9 protein-coding genes are annotated in these 11,894 nt (G+C 45.2%); 3 read left to right on the top strand and 6 right to left on the bottom strand.

All coding sequences use genetic code 11. The annotated features are described in order from the left end of the window. Window positions 1-39: 39 nt before the first annotated feature. The 3 genes from T3H97_RS09485 to fsa all read right to left on the bottom strand — a co-directional run bounded on the left by T3H97_RS09485 (window position 40) and on the right by fsa (window position 2,544). A complete protein-coding gene (locus T3H97_RS09485) occupies window positions 40-1,239 on the bottom strand; it encodes an MFS transporter (RefSeq protein ID WP_328802375.1) in 1,200 nt (399 codons plus the stop codon). 1 nt (window position 1,240) lies between these two features. Continuing rightward, window positions 1,241-1,696 carry a MarR family winged helix-turn-helix transcriptional regulator gene (locus T3H97_RS09490; RefSeq protein WP_254327895.1) on the bottom strand — a complete coding sequence of 152 codons (456 nt, stop codon included), beginning with the start codon at window positions 1,694-1,696 and terminating at the stop codon, window positions 1,241-1,243. 200 nt (window positions 1,697-1,896) lie between these two features. Further along, a complete protein-coding gene (gene fsa, locus T3H97_RS09495) occupies window positions 1,897-2,544 on the bottom strand; it encodes a fructose-6-phosphate aldolase (protein WP_328802376.1) in 648 nt (215 codons plus the stop codon). Between the two features lie 185 nt (window positions 2,545-2,729). On the opposite strand from fsa, the gene T3H97_RS09500 reads away from it, so the two are divergent. Both T3H97_RS09500 and T3H97_RS09505 read left to right on the top strand, forming a co-directional pair. Beyond that, window positions 2,730-3,440 (top strand): CBS domain-containing protein, encoded by a 711-nt coding sequence (locus T3H97_RS09500; protein WP_328802377.1) that lies wholly within the window; start codon window positions 2,730-2,732, stop codon window positions 3,438-3,440. 22 nt (window positions 3,441-3,462) lie between these two features. Continuing rightward, window positions 3,463-4,083 carry a TraX family protein gene (locus tag T3H97_RS09505; protein ID WP_328802378.1) on the top strand — a complete coding sequence of 207 codons (621 nt, stop codon included), beginning with the start codon at window positions 3,463-3,465 and terminating at the stop codon, window positions 4,081-4,083. Between the two features lie 90 nt (window positions 4,084-4,173). Here the strand turns inward: T3H97_RS09505 and T3H97_RS09510 are convergent, their stop codons facing one another. The 3 genes from T3H97_RS09510 to T3H97_RS09520 form a co-directional block, all read right to left on the bottom strand. After that, on the bottom strand, window positions 4,174-5,172 hold the full coding sequence (locus tag T3H97_RS09510) for a polysaccharide deacetylase family protein (protein WP_328802379.1): 999 nt from the start codon (window positions 5,170-5,172) through the stop codon (window positions 4,174-4,176). A 119-nt stretch (window positions 5,173-5,291) separates the two neighbouring features. Next, a complete protein-coding gene (locus T3H97_RS09515) occupies window positions 5,292-8,987 on the bottom strand; it encodes a non-ribosomal peptide synthetase family protein (protein ID WP_328802380.1) in 3,696 nt (1,231 codons plus the stop codon). A 139-nt stretch (window positions 8,988-9,126) separates the two neighbouring features. After that, a complete protein-coding gene (locus T3H97_RS09520; RefSeq protein WP_328802381.1) occupies window positions 9,127-10,896 on the bottom strand; it encodes a methyl-accepting chemotaxis protein in 1,770 nt (589 codons plus the stop codon). 468 nt (window positions 10,897-11,364) lie between these two features. Here T3H97_RS09520 and T3H97_RS09525 point away from each other — a divergent pair, with 468 nt between their 5' ends. Continuing rightward, complete coding sequence (locus T3H97_RS09525; RefSeq protein WP_328802382.1) at window positions 11,365-11,835, top strand: GNAT family N-acetyltransferase; 471 nt, start codon at window positions 11,365-11,367, stop codon at window positions 11,833-11,835. Window positions 11,836-11,894: the final 59 nt, after the last annotated feature.

Below are 11,894 nucleotides of genomic sequence, written 5' to 3' on the forward strand. Positions count from 1 at the left end.
TGTCCATGAAATCATGGGAACGGGTGTTTTTGATTCCTCTTACCCTTCTAGAGGGACATGCGTCTTAGGCTTACGGCTTGCGACGATTTGTATGACATAGATCAGTAAGAACAGTACAATAAACAGCGAGGAGAGACGGTACATCCACGCATAATCACTTACTTTGGCGATAATGCCAAGTATAAGCGCTCCGGCTGCAACCCCGAAATCGAGGGAATTGAGGAACATACCGTTTGCCATACCCCTCTGTTTAGGAGACACGACCTGAATCATCCAGGTTTGCAGGGTCGGCTGCATGACACCAAACCCGATACCGTAGCAAAGAGCAGACATATACATGAAGACATCACTGTGCGCGTAGGAAAGCAGAATCAGACCGCCAATTAAAAACAGAGAGCCGGGGATGAGCAGTGCTTTTGCCCCCTTTTTGTCATAAATACGGCCGGAGAAGGGACGCACGATCAGCACGGATACCGCATTAAACAGGAAAAAGTAGGCCGGGTGCGCCAGATTTGCTTCATCCCCGTAAAGCGCCATAAAGCCGAGTAACCCACCATATGTGATAGACATCAGCATGTTCAACAAGGCGGGAATCCACAATTTACGGTTAAATGCCGGTTTTTGCCCTTCTTCCAAAGGAACCATAGGTGGTTCGATGTGCCCCTTGGGTAGTGTTCGAATCAGCCAGTAAGCCAATGGGAATATAACAACAATGACAGCTGCTGTCGTATAGGCAAGCAGGTTAAAACTCCCGTATTGCAGCATCGAAATGCCGATGGTTGGCCCAATTGACATTGCTAAACTGGTGGAAAGACCAAAAAAACCCATTCCTTCACCGAGACGTTTGGGCGGGATGACGTCGGAGGCCATCGTTGGAAAGGCTGTACTACTCATACCGAAGCCGATTCCAAACAACATCCGCATGAGCAGGAGCACTGTAATCGTCGGTGAAACGCTGTATCCCAGCGTTCCTGCTAATGCAAACAGCAGTCCGATGAAGATCAGGGTGCTGCGATGTCCTTTTTCCAGCATACGGGCTGAAAAGAGTCGTGCTGCAATCGCACTTAAAGCGAATAAGGTCGTAACGAGACTGACCTGAACGGAACTGGCGTGGAATGCATTTTTCACATAAGAAGGAATAGAAGAAACGATCATTTGTAATTCCAGAAATAAAAATAAATTGGAAACCGTAAGAACGATAAATTCCTTGGTCCAAAGAGGTTGCTTGCCTTGTTGCATATTAATCGTTCTCTCCTTGTTTTTCTGATTCGGTCATATTGGCGTGAATTTGTAAAAGAGTCTGGCGGAATTGCTTCAGATCGGCTGAGGAAATTCCTTTTACAAAATCGTGATTGGCATCACGTTCGACAGGAAGAGTCTCCTCCACAAGCTGTCGGCCTGCTTCAGTCAAATGAAGCAAATAGGCCCGACGATCCTGTGGACTATTCACACGCCGTACCCAGCCCTTCTTGTCCAACAAATCAATAATTCGAGTCGTGGTAGGCTGGTCCTTCACGGCCTTAGCTGCAATTTCTTTCTGATTTAAACCCTCAGCCTGATAGATTTGGTACAGAACCGACCATTGCTCTGGGGAAATATCATAAGGTTTGAGACGCTGCAAGAGCTGCTGACTCATTTTGCGGTGAGTAATCCCGAGCAACATCCCAATGGAACAATCGGGAGGTAAGTTATTCATAGGTACTCCTTTCCGTTTCCCGTACATAAATTACTTCGAAATTAATTAGTTGTTATAACAATTATATGAACAACAAGTTATTTTGTCAAAAAAAGTTGTTCAGCGTTTTTGGATCTGCCATCACTAAAGCAAAACAAAAAACAGCCCGTAAAATACGGGCTGTTTGGGTTGATATAATATCGTTTGCCATGACTGGCGAATTAAGCTTTTGGTACAGTTTCCCAGTCCTTCAGGAAGCGTTCGATACCGCTGTCTGTCAGCGGGTGTTTCCACAGAGAAGGGAGCAAGGAACCTGGAATGGTGGCAATATGTGCACCAGACAGAGCAGCATCTTCTACATGCTTAATATTACGGATGGATGCGGCGATGATTTCGGATTTCAGACCATGAATGTCCAAAATTTGTCTCAGTTCACGAATCAGCTTCATACCATCAACAGCAATATCATCCAGACGTCCTACGAACGGGCTGATAAAAGTAGCGCCAGCTTTGGCTGCCATCAAACCTTGAGCCGCGGAGAAAATCAGTGTTACATTCGTTTTGATTCCGTTCTTGGTCAGCTCATTACAAGCGTACAAGCCGTCTTCGGTCATAGGAAGCTTGATAACCACGTTCGGTGCCCACTTGGCGATATCATAAGCTTCTTTGAGCATATCTTCAGCCTTCAGACCAATAACCTCAGCACTTACAGGACCTTCAACGATACTGCAAATCTCCTGAATGACTTCCTTGAACACTCGACCTTCTTTAGCGATCAGTGAAGGGTTCGTTGTTACACCATCAACCAGACCCAAACGTTCAACACGTTTGATTTCTTCAATGTTACCAGTATCCAAGAAAAATTTCATTTGATTTCCTCCTCAGGTTTATATAATACATAATACATATCACATGCGATGTACAATAGTTCATTTAAATGTAGCATATTGCACACGTTAAACTTATAATTAGTATGTATTACATTCTTAATTGTGACACATTTTAAATTTGAAAACAAGCTGTGTATGATTAAAATTTGATGAATTGTCGGAAGATGCTGAAATTTATCGATCTATGCTCGTCTATAATGTATACTACCCCACTCCATAAGGAGGTAATCATTATTCAACTGTCTGAAAGACAGCGGGAAATTGTTGATATTGTCCGGCGTCTGGCACCTGTTACGGGGGATAAAATTGCTGAAACACTGGGACTGACGCGTCCGACTCTCCGTTCTGACCTTGCTCTGCTTGTTATGCTCGGGCTGGTGGATGCCAAACCGAAGGTAGGCTACCTGCCAGGACGTTACCCCAAATATGATAGTCATATCGGCAACATGCTCAAAAAGCTGACGGTGGCGGATATACTTAGCGATCCGATTTTGATTTCCGGTGACACGACCGCCTATGATGCGGTGCTGATGCTGTTTCAGCAAAATACAGGCACGCTGATGGTCACAGGGGAGGAGCAGGAGCTCATTGGAATTGTTACCCGCAAGGATTTACTGAAGGTCATGCTGGGGCATACCGATCTTCACACCGTCCCGGTGACCATGGCAATGACGCGCCGGGCCCAAATGACGACGCTTGCTCCGGAAGACACTTTACTGGAAGCGATATCGAGACTGATTCGGCATCAGGTTAATTGTCTTCCAGTTTTGGACGAGCAATGTAGCTTCTCAACTCCAATTCGGGGGTTGGTAGGACGGGTTACGAAAACGGACATCATGAACGCCATTCTGAGCTTGACAGAAGAAAAAACGTAAAACATGAATAAGGGGGCCTTGTATGTACTGGTTGGCCATGCTGACGATGCTGATTGACCATGTCGGACTTGTGTTTTTTCCGACGGATCCGGCTTGGAGAATTGCCGGCAGGCTTGCTTTTCCAATCTACGCCTACGCGCTGTATTTGGGATATACTCATACCCGAGACATTCGGAGCTATATGCTCCGTCTACTCGGACTGGCTCTGATTTCTCAGGTGCCCTATATGCTGGCATTTGATGTGCTTAGACCGAACGTAATCTGGACGCTATTGGCCTCGTTGCTCGCGCTGGCTGCTGCATCCCGCTTGAAGCATTGGACAGCTGTAACGGGCCTGTACGTCCTTGCAGCTCTGGTTATGGAGCTCAGCCAGATGGATTACGGAGCCTATGGACTGCTGTTGGTTCTCATTTATCGATACACCCGTTCATATATGATGATTGCAGCCCATTTTGTTTTGAACGTAGTGTATGATATGGTGCATCACGCGAATCTCCAACACTTTAGTCTGCTGTCCAGCATTCTGATCGTATGTTTTGCAACCGGAGAAAGCGGATTTTATAGTCGGGTACCACGCTGGTTGTGGCGTAGCTTTTACCCGGTACATCTGGCTGTTATCGCGGCAATTCGCATCTGGCTCTAATCTACATCTCATACAACAAAAGAACCTTTAAAACCACGACATAAATGGTTTTAAAGGTTCTTTTTTATCCTTCAATAAGCTAGCCAACGTTTAGGATACCTTGTTGGGACCTTGGGCAAAAGGAAGTGGGCGAAGGGGAGCACCTTCCTTCATGTATTGCACCAATACTTCTGGAATATTGTGTATTCCACCTGCATTGACGCGATAGCCGTTTGTTTGCCCTGGCGAGTTAATCCCCCGTTTCACTGTGAACGTAACGTCAATTCCCAAGGAACGGCAAATTTCCAGTGTCTCCTTGGTATACCCACCATAAGGGAAGGCAAGTACATTCTGATCATTATGTAGATGCTTGAACAGTTTCTTGTCAGCCATGCCCAAGTCGGTATAAACGCGCTGTTTGAACTCATTCTCGGTTTCCATTCGCCCCAGCTTTTTCGAATACACCGGGCCCATCAGAAGCGGCTTTTGTTGGGTGCGGGCTGTATTGGAGTATCCGTAAGCATGCTGGTCATTGGTATGATTGTAGAAATCAATACCTTCGGCATGCATCTGATGAATTTGATCCCATGTCAGCTTTGGAATACCAATATGTTTGGGATTGCTGATCGTGGACGTGATAAGAAAATTGGTTGCTGGGACCTGATACTTTTTCAACACGGGAAAAGTGTCCGTATAAAAGGACTCATAGCCGTCGTCGAATGTCATGAGTACCGCATTATCAGGAACCTTGGCTTTATGTAAAATAAAGTCCGTATACTCTTTCATCGTGATCCAGTGGAAACCGTTAGCCTTCATTTCGTCCAACTGCCTCGTTAAATTACTAAGCTTGAGAGCGCCGGGATCAGGTGGGGTCTTGGTCACCTCATGATACATCAGGACAATTACTTTGTTTTGGTAATATACTTTATATGGTGTAGGCGTCAGTGAGAATAAATGGCGTACCAGTCGATCTGCATGAGCTGTACGTGTACGATGAGTCCCTTTAACTGTAGGTGTATGGTATATGCTACGTGCTTCATACACCAAAATCCCTAAAATAGCCAACAAACTTATGATTAGCAATGTTCTTTTAAAAAAAATGTGTTTCATTGAATGACATCCCCCGCATGCAAAAAAATTCTGAAAGTATAGAGGTTTATACTAAATATGAAACTAGCAAAATCTAGTCTATCATACCGAAAACATGCGGAGGAAATATCACAACTTTGTTACCTCTGTGTTGCTTTTACAGATACCGATGATGAGGTCGGGAAGTAACCGATCTCGACGGCATGCTGGATCATGTTCTGAATAAAATTCAGGTCGGTTGCCGGGCATTGAACGCCAGCTTGTTCCAGCAGAGCTGCGGTTACAGAGCATCCGTAACGGTAAGCTGAATCCTTGGCCCCATCACCTTCCAGTTGTCCCATAGCAAGGTGAAGTGCATCCTCCTGAATGCCGGAAGACGGATTCAGCAACCAGGCGCTGTAATCGTCAAAAGGCAGGGTTTCTACTGCGTAACCGAGTTGGTTTACCATAGCGATCAGTTCATCATATGGCAGTGGGTTCGGATTGCAGATATGGAAAATACGGTTTGCGCTTTTTTGATGAACGGACAGCTCTACGATAGCACGGCTGGCGTAATCAATTGGAGTGAAGTCCGTATGCCAATCGGCTTGTGGCGCTTTGCCCAGCAGCAGCATCGCCTTCATCATACGATAATAAGCATTGCTGTCGATATTGCGCTGAAAGCGTCCGTTGGCCGAATGGGCTGTCAAATTACCTGCGCGATAGATCGAGACAGGCGTACCCACTTGAGCTGCTTGGAACAACAGCTTCTCCGCAGCCAGTTTACTATTCGTGTACAGGTTGTCCACATTCAGTTCGTCTGGGAAGGCAGAAAGCTCCAGTGCCGACTCCCATTTTCCTTCGTTAGCAAGATCCTCCGGTATTCCCATAGTGGAGACATGATGGAAGGATACTCCTGGCTTGGCCTGAGCGATTTTCAACAGTTCCAGTGTTCCGGTCACATTCGTGCGATCGAAGGCTGCTGAATCACCAAAATGGCGAACGTCAGCGGCGCTGTGAATGATGCCGTCGATTTGGTGCTCCAGCATATGACGGTCGACAGAAGAGAGACCAAGATCAGCTTGCTCCAGATCCCCGTAGACAGCCTTTACCCGTCTTTCGATCAAGCTGGAGATATCTTGTCCAAAATATCCCGTCAATACGGACTGAATACGCTCGATACCGGATGGACCGTCCTGAGAAGGGCGTACCATCGCGTATACTTTAGCTTCTGTCCGTTGAAGCAGGTCATACAGAATGTGCGAGCCCAGATAGCCTGTAGCTCCGGTCAACAAAATCACGCGCAAGTCGCGGACTTCAGCTAAGTCAGAAGCACCAGACAACTCAATAGGATGCTCATTCAAGTCCATTTTTTCTTGAGGAATCGCGAGTGGCTTGCGTTGCGGCGTTTGTTCCGTACCTAATTGTTCCACGTATTCAGCAAGCTCGCGAACGGTTTTGTAACGGAAAAAGTCTCCGATGCGCAGCGCGCCATAACGCGGCTTCAAAATAGCCAGCACATGGATGACACGAAGCGAATCGCCCCCGATCAGGAAGAAATCATCGGTAGCACCAATGTTATTTTTACCAAGCACTTGAGTCCATGCTTCGGCAATGAGTGTTTCGGTTCCTTCGCGGAGAGGTTCCCCGCCAAATGAAAGATCAGACGCTTCCGGCAGTGGTCGCAGAGCCAGCTTTTTGCGATCGATCTTGCCAGTTGGTGAAATTGGCATGGCTTCCAGATGAACGACATGGCTTGGTACAAAATAAGAAGGCAGCTTGCCCCCGATATAAGACTGAATAACGTCTTGTGGAATGGATTGTCCATCCGAAGTGGTGAAATAGCCAACTAACATGTTCTGATCTGTGTGATCTTTGACGGCTACTACAGCGACGTCCTGAACACCTGGATGTTTGGAAAAATGGTCTTCAATTTCTCCAATTTCAATCCGATTCCCCCGAATTTTGAGCTGTGAATCTTTGCGGCTTACGTATTCAATCGTACCGTCTGGCAGCAGCTTGGCGATATCACCCGAGCGGTACATTTTTTCACCCGGAACAAAAGGATTGTCCACGAACGACTGGGCTGTACGCTCCGGCTGATGGAGATAGCCATGGGCCAATGCAGGAGTAGCAATGCATACTTCGCCCGGAATATTGACAGGGCAAAGCTTGTTATCGTCGTTAACGATATACACTTTGTAATTGTAAATCGGCTTGCCGATCGGAATATTGACGACATGTTCAGGCACGGCACCACGGACCCGATGGGTCGTGGTCGCTACGGTGCATTCGGTCGGTCCGTATACGTTTACGATGTCGGTATCTGTACCGAATTTGCTTTGGAACGCTCGAACTTGTGAGCCGTACAGCGCTTCGCCTGCTACAGTAACAATCCGTACCTTAGCGAGTTTGCGATAACCTTCGTCTGACAAGTACGTAGATAGCTGATTAAAGAATACGGTTGGCAAAATGGTAATAATCGTCGTGCCTGTACGTGCAATGGCTTCAGCGAATTCTTCAACAGATACACGTTCTTCGGAAGACAGCAAGTACAATTTTGCACCATAAAACAAGGCTCCAATTGTATCCCAAACGGATGCATCGAAGCTGTAGGTTGCAAATTGGGTCAATACATCCTGAGGTGTAATGTCGCAATCGCGTTGCACGACAGCTCCTAGGTTAACGACACCGCGGTGAGCGATCAGGGCACCTTTCGGTTTGCCTGTAGAACCGGATGTATAGATGACATAAGCTAGATCATCCGGACTTACATTAACGTTTGGATTGCTTGCAGCATAGCCTGCCAGTGGTCCGTTAATTGCTAAAATTTCTTTTACCGTATCAATGGAACCGCACAGTTCAGTCGCTTGTTCCATGAGTGCGGAAGTTGTTAAGACAAAAGGAGAACGCGTGTCTTCGACAATGTAGCTACTCCGGTCGGCGGGGTGAGCGGGATCAACAGGCACATACACGCCCCCGGCTTTCAGGATACCAAGCAGGGAAATAACGGTCTCTAAGCTCCGTTCCATGAAGATAGTCACGAATTCACCTTTGGTAAGACCTTTGGATAACAAGACACGTGCGACTTGGTTAGCACGTTCGTTCAACTCACGGTACGTGTACTCTCCAGTGTGGGAAGCAATGGCCGGACGATCAGGGTATTGTGAAGCCGCCTCCTCAAACATTCCATGAATAGTTTGATGCTCAGGATATTTCACGACTGTATTATTTAAAGCTTCGTGAGCAGCTCGATCCGCATCCGATAATATATCAATGGAGTTCACAAGTGCATGGCTGTTGGTTAGCGCGCCACGCAAAAGGGTTTCAAAGTATTCTGCGTATCGGACAACCGTTGTTTCCAGCAAGAGTGATTGATCATATCGGATCTGTATTTGATAAGTGCCATTGTGTTCACTAACAGCCCAGTCCATAATACGGGATTCTACACCGCTGTCCGTAGGCAGATTTGCCGAAAATGAAGTATCGGCTTGTGGTTCCGCAAGGTATGCATTAGGCTCACGGAGCATCTCCTGAAATAAGTCTGCTAGTTCATGAAAAGTCGTTTCCTTTTCGACTGTCAGCGAAGCTGTAAGCAGACCGGTTTGTGGCACAAATGTTGAAAAAGAAACTTCTTCTTCTGCGGATAGGCGATATACCCATGCAGTATATGCTGATAAAAGCAACGCTTGTTTGTCTTCCGCAGTTTTTTGCTGATTTAATTGTTCCGAGATGGACGCTTCTAACTCTACTTGATAAGTAGAGGATGTATGCTTGCGTTGTATACGTGCACAATCCAAGGGAACTAGGAATGGGGATGGGATTGTCTGTGAACTGTTTTGTAGTAATGAAGCCATTACGCTAACCTCCTGAATGTATGATGTCTTAATATAAATGGTAAACTCAGTAAATGCCTCCGATCCCTTCAAATGCTTGAACAGGAGGGAGGCATTACCAAATGATTTACTTATAAATTTTGGAGCCGATAAATGGTTATTATGATTTGGTGCGGTTGGTGTCTGCAATTTTGAAATAAGATGTAATTTCTTGAAGCTCTTCAGACATGGACGTCAATTTATGGGATGAATCAATGATCGAATCCAAAGAAGCTTTTTGCTCCTCCACCGTTTGCACAATGTGAACACTGTTATTGGCTGTTTTGGTTACAGTGGAAGAAAGATCGTCTGCTGTCGCGGTCATTTCCTGTGTACCCGCAGATATTTGCTCAGTAGCGCTGGAGACTTCTTGGATTTGCCATGCTACATTTTTAGTTGCTTGAAGAATATCATTGAACAGCACGCCTGCTTGTCCGGCAACGACGATTCCATTTTGAACTTCAACGTTTCCTTGCTCCATCGACTTCACAGCTTGTCCGATTTCACTTTGAATTTCTTCAATCAGGGACGTGATTTGTTTGGTTGCATCCGCAGATTGTTCTGCCAGCTTACGTACTTCACTGGCAACAACGGCAAAGCCTTTACCTTCTTCACCAACGCGCGCAGCTTCAATAGAAGCGTTCAATGCGAGCAGGTTGGTTTGACTGGAGATGCCAGAAATGGTACTGATGATATTGCCAATTTCCTGCGAACGACTGTCTAGCAACTTGATGATACGGGAAGTATTGGTTACTGTATCGGTAATCAAGTGCATTTGGGAGGATACCTTGCTTACAATCTCGTTGCCTTCATTAGAACGTTTCTCTACCGAATTGGCTTCTTCCGCAACATTGGAAGAACTCGTGGCAATATTTTGAATGACCGAAGCCATTTCAGCCATGGCACGTGCACTATCGCCTGTTGCTTTTTCCTGCGAACGGATATTCTCCGTGATTTCACTGATGTTTTGATTAATGATGTTGGAATTGATTCCGTTTTGTTCGCAGATTGCGAGTAATTCCTTGGCAGATTCATTGACTTCATCAGTTGTCTGCTTCACTTTGGTCATAATGCTGTTAATATGACTTACCATATCGTTGAAATTCTGATTTACGAGCCCCAAATCATCATGACCCGCATGAATTTGAACATCCAGATTTCCTCGGCTTACTTCGCTGATACCGTACATCAGTTGCTTAATCGGGGACAGCGTGCGTTTCACAACCCAGTATTGAAGCGCCAGGCAGATCAGTAGGAAAATCACTAAAATGGTAGCGCCGCTAATGAGCAGCTTGGTTAAGCCAGCAGGTACGGCACCAGCATCTGCATCGACTGCAAAATATGCAAAGATTTTGCCACTTGGATCTTTAATCGGAGTCATCAAAGTCGTCCATGTACCAAAAGAATCATCGTAAAAGCTGGTGAATGTTGGTTTGCCACTGTCCAGCATACCAGTTACGCCTACTGCTACGACATTGGGTTGCTCATACATAGAGCCAACGAGCATCTTATCTTTTTCAAATGCTTCTCTGAGATCCGTTGGCATCGCCACAATAGATGTCAGATTGCCATTTTCGAGCTCCGTCCCGAAAATATAGGCATGAGAAATGTTCGGGTTCGTCGCCATGATGTTATCTAGGTACGCGCGGAGTTTAGTTTGAATGGGTCCATCATAATTTTTCTCTTGAACCGCTTGGGTTACTTCATCGGAATTAATGCCCTGTGCCCACTTTAATGTGATTTTTTCCACTTGCCCATGCAATTGGTCTATCAAAATCGTACGTTGGATCAAATAGCTGGACACAATAAGGACTAGCCCAATCAATACGATGTTGAAGAAGGATAATAATAGGTTTTTGGTGAAGAATGATAAGCTACTCCACTTTTTCAAAATGTTCCACTCCCTGGTTGTATTTTTTGTATATGGTGTTGAACCGCTTATCGAATGAGATAATCAAGTCCCCCTTACAAACATGATAATAGAGATAATAGACCCTTGAATTTTATGTAATAGGTCTTAAGTCCTTTTATAGACAAGTATGATATCCCTATATATATGTCGTACGAAAAGCCCTTGAAATGAATAGCTTACACAATAAAAAATTAATTTTTAATAGGTAAACGCTGTCTGTGTTTCAGTATATTCCAATTTATACTTCAACTTGAAATTCGAATTCATTACAGTCCATAAGCAACTATTCAACAGAAACCATCATACTTTATAATAGAGTCAAATGCACTTATCAATTTGGGACATTTTTCATATTTAGTGTTGGAAATGCTTGATTTATCGCGGTTTTTGTGAATTGTTTGCGAAATGAGTCCTTATATCTATGCAAAGAGAAGAGGGATAAGAAGAATGTCCAAGCTTACGATTTTAAAGGTTGAGAGTAATCACGAGGATCTGCATGAGTTGATTCAAAGGCTGGATGAGGACTTGCTGGAAAGGTATCCTGCCGACGAAATTTACTTGGTTGATTTTTCCAATCCGAAAGTTAAAGAGATGGTTTTCGCTGTTGTGTATGTGGACGAAAAACCGGTGGCTTGTGGAGGGCTTAGGCCTATAGGTGCGGAAGAAATGGAGCTTAAAAGATTTTATGTCGATTCCTCTTATCGCAGACAAGGAATTGCGGTGAGCCTATTATCTTTTTTGGAAGAGGAAGCCAGCAAACGGGGAGTTGTAAGGATTAAACTGGAGACCGGAGCGGCTCAACCTGAAGCGATTGCTCTCTATACCAAGCGGGGATACGAACCTATTGAACGATTTGGAGAGTATGAACACGATAAAAACAGCCTTTGTTATGGTAAAAAGCTGTCTCTGTTAATATAAAGCGTTCTCTTATAAAATGGATGATGATCAATACTAGCCTATATAGCGGGAGAGATGAT

The sequence above is a fragment of the Paenibacillus sp. LX16 genome (assembly GCF_036252815.1).
In the GTDB taxonomy this organism is placed as follows: Bacteria; Bacillota; Bacilli; order Paenibacillales; family Paenibacillaceae; genus Paenibacillus; species Paenibacillus polymyxa_B.